Origin of the sequence: Bdellovibrio sp. HCB337, from assembly GCF_047302465.1 — a bacterium.
GTDB lineage: Bacteria > Bdellovibrionota > Bdellovibrionia > Bdellovibrionales > Bdellovibrionaceae > JACMRP01.
Window position 1 is genome coordinate 318815 of record NZ_CP178621.1, and the last position, 18889, is coordinate 337703.

Consider the following 18889-nt stretch of genomic DNA (forward strand, 5'->3'; position numbering starts at 1 on the left):
AACGCGTGGCGATTATTTTCTTCAACCTTTTTGTGAATGCGACATTCTCTTTGATGATTGGCCTGGGCTTAGTTTTGCTCTGCAATCGTCTGATGAGAGCGCACGTAGGGCCGTGGAAGCTGTTTTTGCTTTCGTTGCCTTTTGTAAAGGTTGTGTATGATTTCCTCAAAGGCGTACCGAGCTCTTCGGTTTTGATGACGGGGATTGATCCTTACCGAGTGCCTCCCGGGTTACAAAGATTTTCCGTTGGCGTGGGAATTGATAATTACATTCCTCAGATTAAGGCTCTCTTCACGCTTCGCGATTTCTCGGGAAATCAGTATGGTATCAGCGTTGGCGATTATGTCGTGTATTGGCTGGCTCATAAATTAGGTCCTGAGTTTCCACTTTACTTGGTCTATGCCGCCTCTGTAATAGCGATTGGGTTGTTGGCACGAAGAGCTTTCTTGGGAGTTGCATTTGAGTGGCAACGTCGTAAGGATCGTAAGCTTTCTGAATCCTACGAGACTAAAAAGCTTTTTGTACGTCAGGTGGATATTTATATTTCGCATGCGTTCTCGGGAACTCCGTTTACTGGGGGTGTGTTGAAGCCCTATATCTGTATTCCGCGGGATGCATTTGAAAATCTGAGTCAGACTGAGCTTGAAGCAGTGATTGCTCACGAGTTAGGGCATGTTCAGCAGTTTGATTTACTGATCACGATGTTGATTTGTGCTCTCGGAGATATTTTCTGGTTTGTTCCGGGCTATCGTTGGCTTTGCCAAAAACTTGAGCGCATGCGTGAGGTGATTGCGGATCAAAGAGCAGTACGTGCAGGGGCCAGCCCTGAGGTGTTGGCTTCGGCTTTGATTAAGCTTAAAGAAGTTGCAATGGGTGATTCTGGAATGGTTTTCTATGCGCCGTTTTTCCGTGAAAAGGCTTTATTGAAAATTCGCATTGAAAACTTAGTGGGATCTCCAAATGAAAAACCTCCGCGCTGGATGTGGAGAAATATTTGGAGTCGGTCTTTTGTGACCTTCTGGTTGATTGGTGCGGTGCTAAGTTCAAACTTAGGCGGCAATCATGCGACGAGTAGCTTTGCACATGAAAGCTGGGTACGTATTTTTTCAGGGCTTTTCAGTTAGAAACTTAAAGCCCATTTTTTTGAAACTAATTACTACATACGTAGTAGAAATGGAGATGACGATGAAACAATTTATGCAAATTACGACGATTGCGGCTCTGATATTGGTGGCAACTCTCTCGGAAGCCCAAACCATGCGCGCTTCGGACTTAGACGCGAACACGTGGGCCAAAGTATTTAATGGGCAGATGCAAGGAGTGGTGATCGAGTTTCGTAGAGGCGATACGCTGCCGGTGAACTTTACTGCGGAAGGGGATTTTTTTGAAACCCAACGTACCCAGCCAAGCTATTTAAATATTAAAAAAGATTTTTGGATGATGGTGGTGAAGAAAGACGTTCTGTTCAGTCTTGATGGCACGAACTACAAGCCCCTCCCTCAAGTGGCTAGCGGTACTCTTCAAGTTGGAACAGGGGCTGATGAAAATGGCGGACGCGCGAATTTCTTGAACGTCAATCTATCAGCTTTTCAAAAATAAGAGGTATTTGCAATGAAGAGAGTCCTGATCGTTTTCGTTACATCGTGGGTGATGGCTGCGGCCGTCGCCCACGCAGAGAGTCGGATCGGAGTCGTTAACATGGAAAAGATTTTGGCAAACCTGCCAAAAATGAAAAAGGTAAAAGCCGAGCTCGAAGAAGACTTTAATAAAAAGAAGAAAGAATTGGAGAAGTCTGAGAATGACCTACAGGTGCTGGAAAAAGAAATCGAAAAAAAGAAAGCAGTCCTTTCTGAAGAAGCGCTTAAGCAAAAACAGCAAGAGTTCCAGGGCCAAGTAGTGCAGTTCCGTGAAAAGGTGACCAAGAGCCAAATGGAAATGCAAAAGAAGCAAAACGAAAAAATGGTACCTATCCTTGAAGAAGTTAAAAAAGCGATTGCCAAAGTCGCTGCCGAGCGTGGCTTTACTTTGGTCTTGAATCAGGAGCCCCATCTCCTTTTTATCGGAAAGGAGACTGATTTTACAGACGATGTTTTGAAAGTTATGTGACCCTCCAGGACTCCGCCGGTCCCTCTCACTAAACACTGACGGAGTCCTGACCCTTCCCTGACAGAATTTTGGTTATCATCTGCTTAAGCAACAAAGGGGGATTAGATGCTGAACACTCTCGTACTAGGAAGTTTGGGCCGTGTTTCTACAACTCTGCACTCTATGTATCAGATGCGACTTAACCGCATCGACAAGTTTAAACCGAAAATCGAAGTCTACTCTGAAGTCGGACCCTTTCTTGTAAAAACAGTTTCTAGCGTTACAGAATTAAAAGAAGCCCTAAATCTTCGTTACCAAGTTTTCCACCGAGAAATGATCGGCAAAACCAAAGAGACCGGCGTTGATGTCGATGAATTTGATTTCCACTGCGATCACTTGGTGATTGTCGAAAAGAAAACTGAAAAGATTGTTGGAACCTACCGCCTAAACTGTTCCGAGTTCTCGAAAGACTTTTACTCGGCACGGGAATTTAACCTTAGCCGCATTCTGCAACAGCCGGGGATTAAGCTGGAGCTAGGACGCGCGTGCATTCACAAAGATTACCGCCGTGGAGTGGTGATATCACTCCTCTGGCGAGGCATCGCTGAATACATGGCAATGAGTAATGCTCAGCTGCTTTTCGGGTGCGCGAGTATTAAGACTGAGAATCCACGACAAGCCGCTTTGCTGTATAAGTATTTTGTGAGTAAAGGTCGTATTGTTTCCGATTACATGGCATTTCCGACAAGAGCCTACACGATGCCAAACTTGGATTTGTGGATGCAGTACTTCAAGAATCCGCTTACAGAAGCTGAAGTAAAAGAAGTTGAGGATCTACTTCCGCCCCTTTGTCGGGCTTATTTGAAGATCGGTGCATATATCGGTGGAGAACCTGCATGGGATGCTGAGTTTAAGTGCATTGATTTCTTGACGATCCTGCATCGCGAAGATTTAAATAGAACACTGTGGAAGCGTTACAAGCTGGATTCCGAGGAATCTTAAGACTCTTTTTTGCCGCAATTATTATTATCGCCTTTTTGGTGGCGGCAATCATCATCAAGATCCGTCATCGTCGTGATGTCATTGCCCGACGAAAAGCATTTAGTCTGAATGCAACCCTGCATTGCGGGCTGATGGTAAGACTTTTCAATATTGAAGTGACCATCAAAGGCACGCCAGTTCAAAATACGAACTTCTTGTATGTGGGTAACCACATGGGGTTTGTGGATATCTTTGTTTTGTCTTCTGTAATGCCGGCCCTTTTCATTACATCACAAGAAATGCGCGAGACTCCGTTCTTGGGTCTTCTTTGCGAAATGGCCGGATGTATTTTTGTTGAACGCCGTAGCCGCACTCAGATCATGAACGAGCTTGGCACGTTGAAAGAAGCTCTAGAGCAAGGTTTCAATGTGGTTCTTTACCCAGAGGCGACTTCTACAAACGGTGAAGCCGTATTGCCATTCAAAAAGACTTTAATGATGGCAGGGCCTCATGCGGGTCGTCCGATTCAAACAGCATGTATCAACTTTACAGAAATCGGCGGCGAGGATTTTAATCTAAGCTCGCGTGACAATGTTTGCTGGTACGGTGAGATGAGTTTTGTAGAGTCCTTGTGGAATCTTCTTACGACGTCTTCGATCAAAGCTCACTTGGAGTATCTTGAGCCTATTCATGAACACAAAGATGCTGACCGTGGAATGGTTGCTGAGAAAGCTCACGCGATTGTCAGTGCACGCTTTATCAAACCTCGCATTGTTGCGAGCGATGAAGAACTTGCAGCAGCCGACTAGTTTCCAGTGAGTTCCAACAGTTTTTTCTGAGCCTGATCCTGTTCTTCCATAATCAAAAGCATGCGCTCTTCTAGTGAAAGAATTTCGGAAGAAAGCCCGTGGAGTTCTTTCGAAAGAGTTTGAGCTTGAGGGCCCGTCAGTGTCATTAGCTTTTCAGTCATCTCGACCTGTTTGCCAGCGAGTTCGACAAGTTTCTTTTCAATATCTGAAAGTTCTTTTTGATGCTTCTTAATCGCCGTTTCCAGTTTCTTACGCTCTTCTTTGTAGTTGAACTTGGAAGGCTCTACAGAGATCTCGTCGGCTCGCGTTTTCGCTGAAGGACTATTGGCAGCAACACTGCTTTCCAGCTCTGACAGATAGCCCTTTTGCAAACTCCAAACGTATTCATCGTAAGAGCCTGGGTACAAGAGTAGCTGAGCATTACGGATCTCTAGAATCTGATTGGCAACACGGCTAATGAACGCGCGATCATGGCTTACAGTCACGATGCTACCTTCATAGCGGGCTAAAGCTTCAGTCAGTGCTTCTACGGTGTCGAAGTCTAAGTGATTCGTCGGCTCATCCAGCAAAAGCAACGGAGCCTTCTTTAAAAGAATCTGTCCCAAAGCCACACGGGATTTTTCACCACCCGATAAAACTTTGACCTTCTTTTGCACGGCTTCGCCCGCAAATAGCAAAGAGCCTGCGATATTCAGAACCTCTTGCTGTAATACTGAAGAATGAGCTCCAAAGTTTAAAGCTTCCAGCACAGTCCATTCAGGATTCAGTTGGTCCGCACTGTGCTGAGAAAAGTAAGCCAAAGTTACGTTCAAACCGTATTTAAGATCTCCGGCTATAAGTGGAATTTGTTCGCCCAAAGATTTTAAGAGAGTCGATTTACCAGCGCCATTCAAGCCCACGATTCCCAAGTGCTTACCGCGCTCAAGACGAAGCTCGACATTATTAAGAATCTTTCGACCCGCATATCCACAATCAGCTTTTGCCAGACTCAGAATTTCTTTGCCGGTTTTTACAGGTTCTGGAATATGGATTGAAGCCCGCAAAGGAAGATCTTTGATCTCGATCTTTTCCATTTTCTCAAGACTGCGAAGTTTACTCTGAGCTTGTTTTGCTTTCGTTGCCTTTGCGCCGAAGCGGGTCACGAAATCCATCACGGATTTCTTTTTGGCTTCTTGGTTGAGCATTTGCTTTTGTAGAATTTCGCGTAGAAGAGCTTTTTGCTCGAAGTAGTCATCCAAGTTACCAGGGTACTTAGTGATATCACCAGCTTCGACTTCCACGATATGATCCGTGGTACGACGAAGAAACTCGCGGTCATGCGAGATCATCAAAAAGGCCCCTGCAAAATCCTGCAGAAAGCTTTCAAACACTAACAGTGTTTCTAGATCCAAGAAGTTCGTGGGCTCATCCAGCAGCAAGAGGTTTGGCTCTTGGCCGATCAAAAAGAGCAGCTTCACGCGCATGCGATAGCCACCGCTCAGTTCCGTCAAGCGAGAGCGGAAGTGATTTTCAGTAAGGCCTAGTTTTAAACCGAGCTGCTTCAAATCCCAAATAGGCTTTAGGCAGTTATTTGCCAGATAGTCTTCAACAATTTCTTCCAAATTCCAGTCGGCTTCTTGTTCCAGGTAGCCAAGACGCAATTGTTGCGAACGGGTGATTTGGCCCTCATCCAAGTATTCCTGTTCAGCCAGGATCTTGAACAAAGTGGTTTTACCGGCACCATTCGGGCCGATGACACCGACGTGTTCACCCTCGTTGATAGCAAAACTTGCACCCTCGAAAAGTTTTCGCGAGCCAAATCCCTTGGAGCCGTTCTGAAGTTGCAGAAGAGTGATTGCCATTATTTGTGTTTGCGCTCGGCGCGGATCTCTTTCTTTTTGTTTTTAGCGTCTACGAAGACGACGGTTGGTTCGTGTTTTGCCGCTTCGCTTGCAGGCATACTGCAATAAGCTGCAATAATCACGATGTCACCACGGTGTACGTGGCGGGCAGCCGCGCCATTCAAGCAAATTTCACCGGCATTGCCTTCAATCACATAAGTCGAAAAGCGAGCGCCGTTGTTGCAATTATAGATATCAACACGTTCGTTCAAAAACAAGCCCGCAGCTTTGATTAGCTTAGGATCAATAGAAATAGAGCCCTCATAGTCCAAATCTGCATTGGTTACGGTTGCTCTGTGGATTTTACATTTCAGCATGGTAACGTTCATAATTTCAGCATCCTTTTCCTTAAGCATTCATCTTCAACGAGTACAACAGGCCCTTAAGTACCAAGTCCGGAATGACCACATCGAATATTTTCTCTTTTTCAAAGAGGTTTGCAAACCCCCCAGTGCCAATAATAAATGGCTTATCGCCATCAAACGACTCCCGAGAAATGCGTTCGCTGATCTCTTTGATAGTGCCAATGTGGCCGTAATACAGGCCTGACTGGATACTCTCGATAGTAGAGCGGCCCAATGCCTCAGTCATCGCTACGATCTCAACAGAGGGCAATTTCGAAGTCTTAGCCTCGAGAGATTCCATCGATAGGCGTAAACCCGCAACGATCGAGCCTCCTAAATAATCTTTTTCTTTCGATAGGGCACAAAAGGTAGTGGCAGTTCCCAAGTCGACAATAACCAGGTTCTTATTGGGATAAAGGTGAGTTGCCGCGATCGAGTTGGCAATGCGGTCTGCACCCACTTCGACGGGATTGCGATACTTAATCTTCAAACCGGTTTTAACACCTGCTTGCAGAATAAACGGATTGATATCGAAATACTTTTTGCAAGCCCCACGTAAAGAGTAAATCACATCCGGCACGACCGAGCAGAAGGCGATTTGTTTTACTTTAGTGGGATCAATGCCGTTTTCTCTGAGTACGGTTCTTAGGAAAACGCCGATCTCGTCAGAAGAGGAACCAGTTTTAGAAGTTCTACGGAAAGATAGAAGCATTTTTTCTTTTTCGAAAACGCCGCCGTAAATTTGGCTATTGCCAACATCAAGAGCAAGGATCATGGACGGATCTCCTTAATAAAATTCTGCATAAGTTCTGCGGCCAAAGTGTGAATATTTTCAACAATGTGCTTATTTTGGCCTTGGTAAAGCGTGAAGCGATGTTGTTGCTTGGTTTTGTCGATTTCGCTCGTGTCATTTTGGACAATGAAGTCCGCGTGGGACTGCGAGCGGAGCTTTTCCACGGCTTGATCGCGCTCTACTTCAGAAGCACGGCTTGTCAGCTTGAAAGCCACCACTTTGATCTCTTTATTGCGGCTAAATGCCTTAAGATCATTCACGATCTTCGGATTGTTCTTAAAACGTATTGCGAGCTTGTCGCCAGAATGGATTTTAGGGAATTCGCCTGGAGCAAATTCTTGGTTATTGATTTCAATCGTATCGACCGAAAAATCACTGACGGCCGCTGCGTGAATGACCATGTCGAATGCGCGATTAGCCAAAAGAAACTTCAAATTCTTCTGTAAAGAATAGAAAGTGCTAAAAGTACTTTGTTCTACGCGAGAGTCTGCAGCTTTAGCATTTTCAGCACGTAGTAAATGAACTTCAGCGCCGAAATCACTCAAGAGCTCAGCCAAGCGCGCTCCGGTTTCTCCAGAGCTGACGTTGGTAATAACTCGTACATTGTCGATAGGTTCTGAAGTGCCTCCAGCCGTCACAAGAACTTTCAAGGCTGGCATTGCATCCCTTGGCGTGACTTCCTCGGAAGATTCGCTTGGGGATAGGCGTTTTTTGATTTCTTCTAGCATTAAATCTGGATCAATCAGTTTACCAAAGCCCGTTTCGCCGCAAGCAAGAACGCCCGAAGCTGTTTCCAGAATCTCGATCCCCATCTCGCGAAGGCGTTTGATCGAAGACTGTGTTACTGGATGCAGATACATACTGGTATTCATCGCAGGCGCGATTAGGAATGGCTTTTTAAAGTCATGGGCTAAAAACAAAGTCGTCAGGAGGTCATCACCAACCCCTTGCGCGATTTTATTAATATAATTCGCCGTCGCCGGAGCGACCACAATCAAATCAGCCCAACGGATCAGATGAATATGATCCATCACGTTGCCCTTGGCGTACAAATCACTCACGACGGTTTTGCCGGTAAGTCCTTCGAACGTGGCATTACCCACGAACTGCAAAGCTGAAGCTGTTGCCGCAACTTGCACTTCATGACCTGCTTGCACCAAGCGAGAAATCACCTGGCACGCTTTGTAGCAGGCAATAGAACCCGTCATTAAAAATAAAACTTTAGATTTGGACATTGTCGATTAACCTCACATCGCCTAAAAAGGCGGCTGCAAAACGACGACCTTTCAGGTCTGTCACGTAATCCACTTTAAAACCTTGTTCTGTCAAAGAAGCCACAGCTTCCGCTGCACTCTTGGCAGTCTTAATAGTTTTGTAAATTGCCGGAGCCTTAGCTCTTTGCTCGGGCGTCAGGCGCAAATTGCGAGAGCTCATTGCTAGGCCATCTGCCTCGCGCATTGTTGGAACAGGTACAATGATTAAATCCATGAAGTAGGCGCGAACCATACCCTGAATCAGAGTTAGCTGCTGAAAATCTTTTTCGCCAAAATAGGATTTTGTCGGTGCAACGACATTAAAAAGGCGCATTACCACGGAAAGCACTCCATCAAAATGCCCAGGGCGAGAAGCACCACATAAGACTTTGCTAAACTCGTCTTCGGTCACTTTATAGTGATAACCATCGGAGTACATTTCTTCGGGACGGGGATAAAAAACTACGTCAACGCCGTTGGCTTCTGCAATGGCAAGATCTTGTTCCCAAGTCATCGGATACTTTTCAAAATCTTTCGGATCGTTGAACTGAGTCGGATTCACAAAAATACTTAAAACCGAAATTTCACATTCATCACGACTGCGTTTTAGAAGGCTTTCATGGCCTGCGTGCAAAGCGCCCATAGTGGGCACAAAACCCACAGTCATTCCAGCTTGATCGCGGCGCCATTGTTTGAATTCTTGAGGACTGCGAATCACACGGGTCATGAATAGCTCTCTTTCTCGGTGGGGAATTCTTTGTGGATAACGTCGGAGTGATATTTATTAAAAATATTCTTCAGCTCTTCAAAGCCATTGAAGTACTTGCGCAAGAACTTCGGAGTAAAGCCTTCGTTCATCCCAAGCATATCTTGCAATACCAAAACTTGGCCGTCGCAATCAGCACCGGCCCCAATGCCGATGGTTGGGATTTCAAGCTCGCGGCTGATTTCCTGAGCCAGAACTGAAGGAACACATTCTAGTACGACACTAAAACAACCGGCTTCTTGCAATTGCAGAGCTTGCTGCTTAATTAAATTCTGAGCTTTTTCATCGCGGCCTTGAACTTTAAATCCACCTAATTGATGCACAGACTGGGGAGTCAATCCCAAGTGGCCCATGACCGGAACGCCGGAATCAACACAGTGCCTGATAAGTTCCAAATTTCCACGTGCGCCTTCAAGCTTTACAGCGTGTGCGCCCGCTTTCATGATCTGCTCAACGCAATTCATATTTTCAGTCAAAGATTTACGGTAAGACATAAACGGTAAGTCACCGACGATCAGCTTTTTAGGAGCGCCTTTTGCGACAGCCATTGTATGCAAAGCCATCATTTCGACAGAGGCATTCAAAGTCGTAGGATAACCATGCATTACCATCGCAAGACTGTCGCCGACGAGAAGACAATCGATATTGGTCTCGTTTAAGATTTTTGCAAAAGTATAATCATAGCAGGTAATCATCGAGATCTTCTGCTTTTTGTGTTTGCGCTCCTGGAACTCGAGAATGTTCATAGTTGCCTCTCTTTCTCACTGAGAAGTTCGGGTGAGACTGCTTCGACAAAGGAAAAATAAAGTTTTTGGAACTGATCCCCATCAAGGGATTCGAGATTTTTTAGAATGGTGTGTTTATCTCCGCGTGCAAGTGGCCCTGTGAGCGCAGTTTGTGGATTGCGGAGAGTATTTTGCAAGACAGTTTCCAAATACACACGCGCGGCTTCGTGAGAAACTCCCATCTTTTCAAACTCGGCAAACATTTTTTGCCAGAGAATGACCGGGAAGTTTCCACCAACCACGCACATTGCGTGATAGAGGGCTTTCTTTTCTGCTGGCAGAACCGAAAAATTATTTGGCAGACCAGGAAGGGCCTCTAGAAGAGAGTCCGTGCCGGTCAGGACAAAGTGAATCTTCAAATAAGTTTCAAAGTCATAGAGTTCTGGCCCGAAACTCATCAATGGGTGAGCGGCAATCACATCCTTGATATTCAAGGCTCCTGAGAAATGCACAACGGTCTTATCGAGGCCCGCCAGGTTTTTCTTATAAAAGTTTTCGATGGCAGTGTCAGAAATCGCTAGCAACACATGCGAAGCTTCAGCAACTTTTGTTTTTAATAAATGAGGATCTTGCGAACGATCCCAGTTGAGCGGGGAAAGCTCTAAGAGGCGGAAGTAGTGATTTAAGTGCTTGGCAACTTTGCCTGCACCAACAATTAAATATTTTGTCATAACTGGTACCTGTCCTTTAAGAGATCAAGTCCTTTACTTTAGAGTGGCACAACTTAGTCACAATTCCTAATAAAAACAAGGCTTTCTTAAAGGGGAACTTGCTAAGCGGCAGGGGAGATGTTAACCCCGTTTTATGAAATACATCTACGCGTTTGTACTTGGGACTATCATTGTGGGTGGCTTAGCTTTTGTGATTTATATGGGGCGCAGCCAGCCAACAAGCTTTGTCAAAATCCCTTATACTCAATTTAACGGGGTTAGCGAGGTCGCTGATGCCATTTTGTCTGGGTCGCGTGAAGACCTTCAAGGCGCGTCGCTTGTGATGCTTGGCGTGATTCCAGGTCGCGCCTTGGATCTTGAAGTATGGAAAGCTTTCTTGGAACAAAATAAATCGCCAGAGATTCAGTTTCAGGTGGTGGTGATTGATCCTGACTTACCCGGTGCTGCGGAGCTTTTTCCAGACGCAGTAAAAATGGATATCAAAAAAGACAATGCGCGCTTTATCGAGGGCGCTAAGAATGCGCGTACTCAAGGATTGCGAATGGCCGTCATTGTGCCAAACATGTATGCCAGCCAACGGTTGCAAGAAAATCCTGTGGCCCGTATTCGGGAGAATTCGGATCTAGTGCCTTTGAGCTATTCTCTGACGGCCTTTCCACGGATGCCTGAAGAAGAAGCGCAGATGGAAACACCTTGTGTGATGGGCCCCAATGACCGTCGCGGAACAGGAGCTTTGGGATGTGCCATTGTCGAAGCTGCGCGCCTGGAGTATCCCAAGAAGTCCAAGCCTGGCACGTTTGAATCTCTCATGAAGCTTGTGGGCGACAAAGACTACTTAGTTCTTTTGAATCCGAAATAAAAATAACAAGACACAGATAAAGTGAATGTGCTTAGATATTTCCTCAGGATTTATCTCAAGAGGGTTCTATGTCTGACAATCTGGGTTACTATTCTCAACCGTGCATTCACCACAACACCATCGTTTTTGTTTCTGACGATGATCTTTGGAGCATTTCCCGCGAAGGGGGCATTGCTAAAAGACTCACGGCCAACATCGGCATTGCCCGACAACCGAAAATTTCCCCAGATGGAGAGCGCATCGCGTACGTCGGTAACGATCGTGGGCAGATGGGGCTTTATATCATCAGCGTAGACGGTGGAACTCCTCAGCAGCTGACCCACTTTAATGTTGAGAATCTAGTCGGTTGGAAAGATGAAGAGACTATTCTCTTTTCTTCAAGTTTCCGTACTTTTGGTGTGCAAGAACTGTATGAGTTTGACCTCCTTGAAAGAACCTATCGCCGTTCGGATCTAGGTGAAATTACAACAGCGGGTATTAATAAAAACGGTGTGATTCTTATGATCGGGCGTAAAAATCGCGATTCTGCCCGATGGAAGCGCTATAAGGGTGGAACGGCTGGAGTGCTTTGGACTCGTAAGAATGCGAAAGACAAATTCCAAAGAATCTTAAAAAATATCAAAACGAATATTGCAGCTCCACATCTTATTGGTGAACAGATTTATTTTATCTCGGATCATGAAGGCTCTGCCAATGTCTATCGCTGCGAGCTTGATGGAAAAGGTTTGAAGCGTCTGACTGATCACGAAGACTATTACGTCAGAAACCTTGAGACCGATGACAATCAGTTGGTGTATCAAAAAGGCGCCGATGTTTATTACATGGACCTTAAGACCGGCAAAGAAACCAAAGTGGTGATCGAGTGCCCAACATCGGGTGTGCAAGCACAGCCACGTTTTGAAGATGCTCAGAATTATCTCGAGTCCTATGCGGTTTCTAATAACTTACAAGAACTCTTTATCGGAAGTCGCGGTCATGGATTTAGTATGCCGGTTTTCGATGGCCCCGTGATGGAGTGGGATTTACTGAGAGATGTAAGATACTCTCTTCCTGCTTACTCTCATGATAGCAAATATCTTTACTTGATTGGAAACAACTCTCAACAGTCGGATCGCTTGATCCAGTGTGATCTTGAAAATCGCAAGATGAAGATCTTGCTAGAGAAGAATGACTGGGGTGTTGTTCGCGCCGTCAGTCACAATCCGAAGAAAGATATTATCGCGATTGCGAATAACCGCTGTGAACTTTTCATTGTGGATACTAAAACCCAACGATTCACATTAGTTGAAAAAAGCGTTGCATTCAGATCCTTTGATCTGACTTGGTCTCCGAATGGACGATATCTGGCTTACACGACGGCCGTCGAAAGCCGCCAGAATCTGCAAATTCATGTCTATGATACAAAAATCAAACGCACGCGCATGTTGATTCAGCCGATTGTAGGAGACTCTTCGCCATGCTTTAGCTTGGACGGGCAGTATTTGTACTTCATTGGAGTTCGTGAGTTTTATCCGGTATACAATGCTACTCACTTTGATTTGGGATTCCCATTCGGTGCAAAACCATATGTCGTGTCGCTGACTAAAACGGCTCCGAACCCGTTCAAGGCGAGTGTGAATAACTACGCGGCACCTGAAAAGCCTGAAGAGAAACAATCGACAAAAAAGAAAGCACAAAACAATAAACCTGCTGAAGATATCGAAATCGACTTTGAGGGCATTGATCATCGTATTATGCCATTCCCATTAGACTTAAAAGGTTATGAAGATATTCGCGCGATTCCTGGTGGTGTATTGTATCGCTCTAGCGAGATTAAAGCAGATACCGATTTTTCCAAATGGTCTTGGGAAGGAGACTTCGGTCTTTACTCTTTCAAGTTCGAAGAAAACAAAGAAGAACGTTGGTCCGAGAGTGTTGTTAGCTTTGAGCTTTGCAACAAAGCTCAGCACGTGATCTATCGTACTCGCGATAAGCATTTGCGTTTGGTTTCGACTTCGTCAAAACCAAACAAGGATCACCACGTCGGTAAAAAAGATGGCTGGATTGATCTAGATCGTATTCGGTTACAAATTCATCCACGCGAAGAGTGGAAACAAATGTATCGTGAGACCTGGTATTTACAAAAAGAACACTTCTGGCGTCCTGATATGTCGAAGGTGAACTGGGCAAAAACTTATAATAACTATTTGCCGTTGTTGCCTCGTGTGAAAACACGTGCAGAGTTGTCAGACCTTCTTTGGGAGATGCAAGGGGATTTAGGTACCAGTCACGCTTATGAGAGCGGCGGACAATACTTGCGTCGTCCTTATTACAACATCTTGGGCCTTTTGGGAGCAGAGTTTGAATATCAGGACAAAACCAAGTCCTTCAAGATCACTCGTATCTATAAAGGGGACTCTTGGGTCGCAGGACATGACTCTCCGTTAGCAGCACCTGCTGTGCAGCTTTTGGAAGGCGATGAGATTCACAAGGTCAATGGTCATGGCTTTCAGAACGCCATGGATTTAGAAGCCCGCCTGCAAAATCAAAACGGCGTTGAAATCTGTATAACTATCAAGCGCCGTGGCCGAAAAGAGTTCGAGAATCTGATCGTGAAAACTTTGTCTCAGCAAAGAGATCTGATTTACCGTGATTGGGTCGAGGGCAACCGTGAATTAGTACACAGAAAATCTAACGGTAAGTTGGGTTATGTGCATATTCCAAATATGGGTCCTTGGGGTTACGCCGAGTTCTATCGCTACTTCCTGACAGAGTTTTCTCGAGACGGTTTGATCGTCGACGTGCGGTTCAATGGCGGTGGTCACGTGTCCCAGCACATTCTAAAAATTCTTGCTCAAAAGCCTATGGGCGTGATGGAGACTCGTCACTTTAGTCGCAGTTTTTATCCGGCTTATGCAGTACGCGGCCCGATTGTGGGAATCACGAATGAACAGGCCGGTTCCGATGGAGACATTTTCTCTCACAGCTTTAAGTTATTGAAGCTTGGGAAATTGATCGGGAAAAGAACGTGGGGTGGCGTGATCGGTATCAACATGCAATACAGCCTGCGCGATCGCACGTCTGTGACTCAGCCAGAGTTTAGTCATTGGTTCCAAGATGTGGGTTGGTCTGTTGAAAACTACGGAACAGATCCGGATATCGAAGTGGATTATCCTCCTGAAGACTATCAAGCAGGGCGCGATCCGCAACTTCTGCGGGCCATCGAAGAAGGCTTGGGTGATCTGAAAAAGAAACCGGCATTCAACCCAAATATTAAGGAGTATCCAAATCTGGCGGCTCCGATTCTTCCAAAAAAAGCAAAAGCAAAGACGAAATAAAAAAAGAGGAGTCTGTAAGGACTCCTCTTTTAGTTTTTACTACTCAGGGAAAACCGGAGGCGGTTCTGGAGGTGGTGGCGGTGCCAACGGATTGTCGGTGACATCGCGATTCACCTGGCCTGCATTTAAATCCGTGAACGGTGAAAGGCTTGTCACGATCGAGCCCGCATACAGAGCTCCAGTAATCAATGCTTCATGAAACTCTACTAATGCTAAAGGCGCCATGACGATGCCTGGCATACCATAGAGTGCATTGTGTGTTTTACTGATATGCAAGTTCTTTGCTTGGTAGAAGTTCCAAGTGATGTTTGCTGGATTCACATCACCAAGGAGCATAACATCTTGGCCTTTCAAGCGGATGTCTTCGCCAGGCACATTGATCACGACTTTTGAAGATGGATTGCCGTTGATGATAATTCTCTTAGCTTCGTTGATGACGGAAGGATGCAAGATATAGATAACGTTGTCTGTGGATTTTAGATCCAAAACTAAAGCATCGGCACGGTTCAAAGCCATTCCGGTTGAGCTCTTATGAGCAAGCTTCGAGCTCTCAACGATGAGTTCTTCGATAACATCTGCGTGGTTCACACGGAAGCTTGGATTTTTAGTAACTACTTTTCCGCGCACACCGGTTGAAACGAAATGAGTTTTGCGAGCAACAACGTCGCCACGTGCGCCGACAGATCGTAATCCCGCCGTGCCTTGCGCTTCGGTATTACCATTGATAGCGCTTGAAGAAATACCAAGATCTTTTGCAACAGAGACCGCTAAGCAGGTTTCTGGGTTAGAGTTGAACTGGAAATTGATGGCTAAGATACTGCCACCAGAGCCAGTTAAACCTTGATAGTCAGATTGCTGAACATCGATATTGCCGATGCTATAGACGGTAAAATCATAAAGGCTTGGAGTTTTGCAGATTGTTGAAGAGGCTGCAAAAGCCATGGATTGGACAAAAAGGGCAGCGATTAGGCCGGCTGACAACTTATACATATTCACCTCAATTTTAGATAAATGGGTCGCAAGTGGAACATGGGCCGGTCCTAGCCCGTATGGTGAGGTTTAGCAAAGCAAGGGCCACGGTCAAACGCGGCCTCCGGAGATTTCAGCCAAAAAACTCCGTCTAAGAATTGGTCACAGAGAGTAAAAGTGGGAAAAAGACACAAAAAAACCCGCAGGGTTTCTGCGGGTTTAAGGTGTAAAACACTATAGAACTTTATTTAGTAAAGTTCGTGTGAAAGCGGACGGCGAGGAGCACGGAAATACGTGCGTGGAGACAGCTCCAAGAGGTCTGGAATCTTCGTCATATAGACGCAAGCATAACGATCCAATTGGTAAGCGAAATAGCTCTCTTCGTTCCCAGCACGCATCAACTGACCCCAATGCTCATTGTAGAGAGCTTGTTGGCGTTTGATGTGCTGGCTGATCTGAGCATCGATTTCAGAAATAGTTTTCTGCAGCTGCTCGATCGACGTTTCGTTGACGTCCGCATGCTTTTCTATTTTCTTCGTCATCATTCCGGTAAGATCATCTTCGAGAGGCTCTTTCTTACGCATCAAAACTTCGATTTCTTGATTTGTAGGTTCGGCCTCTTTGTTGTTGGCAATTTCTTCTGCCAACTCTTCGATCACCATCGCGGTTCTCCAGTTACAATCCTTTTTCAAACGAAGGATGTCGCCGTAGATATGGTCCCCGATGTAAAGAATGTCATCACCGGCAAGACCCAGGTCTTCAGTGAATTTCTTGGCGTTACCACCTTGATAAATACCTGCACCGAATTTGTTATTCAAATTGGTCATAGTACCGTCTTGAGGATTCACAACCAGGAATTTTTGATCTTCGTAGAAGAACTTAGGCTTTGAAGCCAAAGTAATCACGATCTCAAACATATCATGCCAAGTCTTACCGTCTTTCATGAATGGATTGATCGCGTAGTCCAACAAAAGCTTTGAGTAGTGGAAATCAGAGTTCGTTAGAACAAAGATCTTCTTCCCGTGCTTAAGGAACTTTTCAAGACCACGTACAACGCTTTCGTCTTTGATGATGTAGTGAGAAAGATTCTTCTTCACTTCATCTTTCAAGCTACCATCACGGTGAGCTTCATCCAAAGCATCCAAAACATCGTCAGCAATCTGAGCGTATTCTGGATATGTGTTAGCTTTGTCATTGTCTTTCAAATCTACGATTTGCGCGAAAAGAACTGCCAAAGAGATAGAGAACGACGTATCGACCGCCATGTAGTTCGGATTGCTCAAATCAATGTAAGTGCTTTTGTAAAGCTTCTGATGGATTTTGAAATCCAACGGTTTCATTCCATGGTAGCTCGCGCGGATCGCTGTGTAGCGATTCAGTTTCAGCAAATTACCTTTTTGACGGTCAATCACAAGACCGCGGATCGCAAATTTATAGTCAAAAAGAAGCTTGCGAAGAGCTTCTGGATAACCTTTTCCACGGATGAGCTTGTCGATCATCGTGGTGTGAGAAAGTCTTTCAAAGTTTTCACTGTTGTAACGAACCAACGTGTGGTCCATGTCGAAGCCGATGTAGCGAATTCTTTTAAGATTTAGAGTTCTGTTAACGTAAACTTTTCCAGTCATATTGGGAAAAAATCCTTTTTCGAAATTTTGGAATTCTAATTATTTGTTCGTAGGCAGTTGCAGGTCATTCCAAAGAAGCATTCCGCCACGGAGATTGAAAACACTTTGATACCCATTCATCAGTGCAAAAGCAGTGGCGCGAGCAGAGCGACCGCCGCTACGGCAAATGAAAACAACAGTTTTATCTTTTGGGATGACTGCGATTTTTTCAGGTAAAGTGTCCAGAACCATCAGTTCTGAGGTTGGGATGTGGCCAAGCTCGCCGATAAATTCATCGCGCTGGCGAACATCAATAAGTTTCACATGTTCTAATTTATTTTTCAGTTCCTGGGGCTCGATATCGTAAACACCGTCAAAGTGTGGATTTTCGGTTTTAGTATCAAAATGCATAAATTTATTCCCAGGATTCATATTGCCTCTAGCTCCTGCGTTATAGTCAAGTGAGCCATAGTATCGTAGTATATGACAGACAGCAAGGAACAACGATCCAATGACTCAGCTTTCACCCGAACAATCACACGCTCTAGAACTTCTCCGCTCGGGCGAGAACGTTTTTTTAACGGGCGGAGCTGGAAGCGGTAAAAGCTACTTAATTCGCCATTTTATGGAGGAGTTGGATCCAAAACAAACTCCCATTCTAGCCTCGACAGGCGCTGCTGCAGTGCTTTTGGGGGGAAGAACCTTTCATAGTTTTTTTGGTCTAGGAATTATGGAGGGCGGCGTTGACGCGACTTACGAGCGTGGCGCCAAAGATCATCGCCTGCTGAATCGTCTTAAAAAAGTTGAAGGTGTTATCATCGATGAGATTTCGATGATTCCTGGTGCGGCCTTAATGGTGGCAGAGGCACTTGCGCAAAAAGCGCGGGACTCGAAACTGCCTTGGGGTGGAATGCGTGTGATTAGCGTCGGTGATTTTGCGCAGCTGCCACCGGTGACAAGAACGGGTGATCGTGATTGGGCTTTCCTGAATGAAGTTTGGGCTCGCAGTGGTTTTCAACTTTGCCAGCTGTCGCACAATCAGCGTGTCCAAGACAATGAGTTCTTAGATGTTCTTGCAGATGTTCGCTATGGCAAAGTTACGCAAAGAGTTTTCGATTTTCTTTCCGACAAAGTTCGTCCGCATGATGAAGAAGCTTCGGGCACAAGACTTTTTGGTCGTCGAGATATGTCAGAGAATTTTAATCAAAAGAAATTGTCTGAGATCAATGAAGTTGAAGTCACGATTGACGCCATTTACATCGGCTCTGAAAAGCATGTTGAAACACTCATGAAAGTGGCGCCTGTTCCACAAAAGTTGACTCTGAAAATCGGCTGCAAAGTGATTTTCCTGCAGAATGACCCACAAAAACGTTGGATTAACGGCACCCGCGGCACCGTCACAAAAATCGAAGTCGATAAAATCACTGTCAAAAAAGAACACGGTCGCGAAGTGAATGTCGATAAGTCGTCATTCAGTATGCAAGATGCTGAGGGCAATGTGACAGCGACTGCGATTCAGTTCCCTTTATCACTTGCATACGCAACGACAATTCATAAAAGCCAAGGATCAACGCTGGATGAGCTCTGGTGTGATTTGCGCTCTCTGTGGGAGCCAGGCCAGGCTTACGTTGCACTCAGCAGACTCAGAAGTGCTGAGGGCTTAAAGCTTGTTGGTTGGAATCCGCGATCAATTATTGTTGATCCAAAAGTTCTTGAGTTTTATCAGCGAATCTAAAATCTTGTGATTTAATCTAGACTTTTATTAATAATAGT

18 protein-coding genes are annotated in these 18889 nt (G+C 45.3%); 8 read left to right on the plus strand and 10 right to left on the minus strand.

From position 1 onward, the window contains the following. Positions 1-5: 5 nt before the first annotated feature. The 5 genes from ACLWBB_RS01630 to ACLWBB_RS01650 all read left to right on the plus strand — a co-directional run bounded on the left by ACLWBB_RS01630 (position 6) and on the right by ACLWBB_RS01650 (position 3875). Positions 6-1124: a M56 family metallopeptidase gene (locus ACLWBB_RS01630; protein ID WP_413289799.1), complete on the plus strand. Its 1119-nt coding sequence runs from the start codon at positions 6-8 to the stop codon at positions 1122-1124. Between the two features lie 61 nt (positions 1125-1185). Next, positions 1186-1599, plus strand: coding sequence for a hypothetical protein (locus tag ACLWBB_RS01635; RefSeq protein WP_413289800.1), 414 nt, complete (start codon positions 1186-1188; stop codon positions 1597-1599). 12 nt (positions 1600-1611) lie between these two features. Further along, complete coding sequence (locus tag ACLWBB_RS01640; protein ID WP_413289801.1) at positions 1612-2106, plus strand: OmpH family outer membrane protein; 495 nt, start codon at positions 1612-1614, stop codon at positions 2104-2106. A 105-nt stretch (positions 2107-2211) separates the two neighbouring features. Next, a complete protein-coding gene (locus ACLWBB_RS01645) occupies positions 2212-3087 on the plus strand; it encodes a GNAT family N-acetyltransferase (protein ID WP_413289802.1) in 876 nt (291 codons plus the stop codon). Beyond that, the gene (locus tag ACLWBB_RS01650; protein ID WP_413289803.1) at positions 3051-3875 is read left to right on the plus strand and encodes a lysophospholipid acyltransferase family protein; all 825 of its coding nucleotides are present in this window, start codon (positions 3051-3053) and stop codon (positions 3873-3875) included. Before ACLWBB_RS01645 ends, ACLWBB_RS01650 begins: the two co-directional genes overlap by 37 nt. Here ACLWBB_RS01650 and ACLWBB_RS01655 read toward each other — a convergent pair. From ACLWBB_RS01655 to ACLWBB_RS01685, 7 genes are read right to left on the minus strand one after another with little or no spacing between them, the layout of a single operon-like run. Continuing rightward, on the minus strand, positions 3872-5716 hold the full coding sequence (locus ACLWBB_RS01655) for an ATP-binding cassette domain-containing protein (RefSeq protein WP_413289804.1): 1845 nt from the start codon (positions 5714-5716) through the stop codon (positions 3872-3874). The two genes, ACLWBB_RS01650 and ACLWBB_RS01655, sit on opposite strands and share 4 nt — an antisense overlap. Beyond that, on the minus strand, positions 5716-6084 hold the full coding sequence (panD, locus tag ACLWBB_RS01660) for an aspartate 1-decarboxylase (RefSeq protein WP_413289805.1): 369 nt from the start codon (positions 6082-6084) through the stop codon (positions 5716-5718). The genes ACLWBB_RS01655 and panD overlap by 1 nt, the downstream gene beginning before the upstream one ends. A 19-nt stretch (positions 6085-6103) precedes the next feature. Continuing rightward, complete coding sequence (locus tag ACLWBB_RS01665) at positions 6104-6874, minus strand: type III pantothenate kinase (RefSeq protein ID WP_413289806.1); 771 nt, start codon at positions 6872-6874, stop codon at positions 6104-6106. Next, positions 6871-8127: a bifunctional phosphopantothenoylcysteine decarboxylase/phosphopantothenate--cysteine ligase CoaBC gene (gene coaBC, locus ACLWBB_RS01670; RefSeq protein ID WP_413289807.1), complete on the minus strand. Its 1257-nt coding sequence runs from the start codon at positions 8125-8127 to the stop codon at positions 6871-6873. Before coaBC ends, ACLWBB_RS01665 begins: the two co-directional genes overlap by 4 nt. Next, positions 8114-8872, minus strand: coding sequence for a pantoate--beta-alanine ligase (panC, locus tag ACLWBB_RS01675; protein WP_413289808.1), 759 nt, complete (start codon positions 8870-8872; stop codon positions 8114-8116). Before panC ends, coaBC begins: the two co-directional genes overlap by 14 nt. Next, entirely contained in the window at positions 8869-9657 is a 789-nt protein-coding gene (panB, locus tag ACLWBB_RS01680) for a 3-methyl-2-oxobutanoate hydroxymethyltransferase (RefSeq protein ID WP_413289809.1), read from the minus strand. Before panB ends, panC begins: the two co-directional genes overlap by 4 nt. Further along, positions 9654-10367 (minus strand): DUF2520 domain-containing protein, encoded by a 714-nt coding sequence (locus tag ACLWBB_RS01685; protein WP_413289810.1) that lies wholly within the window; start codon positions 10365-10367, stop codon positions 9654-9656. Before ACLWBB_RS01685 ends, panB begins: the two co-directional genes overlap by 4 nt. A gap of 133 nt (positions 10368-10500) precedes the next feature. Between ACLWBB_RS01685 and ACLWBB_RS01690 the strand changes: the two genes are divergently transcribed. Both ACLWBB_RS01690 and ACLWBB_RS01695 read left to right on the plus strand, forming a co-directional pair. Then, positions 10501-11226, plus strand: coding sequence for a hypothetical protein (locus ACLWBB_RS01690; protein WP_413289811.1), 726 nt, complete (start codon positions 10501-10503; stop codon positions 11224-11226). Between the two features lie 68 nt (positions 11227-11294). Beyond that, a complete protein-coding gene (locus ACLWBB_RS01695) occupies positions 11295-14543 on the plus strand; it encodes a S41 family peptidase (RefSeq protein ID WP_413289813.1) in 3249 nt (1082 codons plus the stop codon). Positions 14544-14582: 39 nt separating this feature from the next. Here the strand turns inward: ACLWBB_RS01695 and ACLWBB_RS01700 are convergent, their stop codons facing one another. The 3 genes from ACLWBB_RS01700 to ACLWBB_RS01710 form a co-directional block, all read right to left on the minus strand. Further along, a complete protein-coding gene (locus ACLWBB_RS01700; RefSeq protein WP_413289814.1) occupies positions 14583-15533 on the minus strand; it encodes a collagen-binding domain-containing protein in 951 nt (316 codons plus the stop codon). A 227-nt stretch (positions 15534-15760) separates the two neighbouring features. After that, on the minus strand, positions 15761-17137 hold the full coding sequence (locus tag ACLWBB_RS01705; RefSeq protein ID WP_413289816.1) for an HAD-IG family 5'-nucleotidase: 1377 nt from the start codon (positions 17135-17137) through the stop codon (positions 15761-15763). A 39-nt stretch (positions 17138-17176) separates the two neighbouring features. Continuing rightward, positions 17177-17548 carry a rhodanese-like domain-containing protein gene (locus tag ACLWBB_RS01710; RefSeq protein WP_413289817.1) on the minus strand — a complete coding sequence of 124 codons (372 nt, stop codon included), beginning with the start codon at positions 17546-17548 and terminating at the stop codon, positions 17177-17179. A gap of 79 nt (positions 17549-17627) precedes the next feature. On the opposite strand from ACLWBB_RS01710, the gene ACLWBB_RS01715 reads away from it, so the two are divergent. Then, positions 17628-18851, plus strand: a complete 1224-nt coding sequence (locus tag ACLWBB_RS01715; protein ID WP_413289818.1) for a DEAD/DEAH box helicase — start codon at positions 17628-17630, stop codon at positions 18849-18851. The last annotated feature ends 38 nt before the right edge of the window (positions 18852-18889 follow it).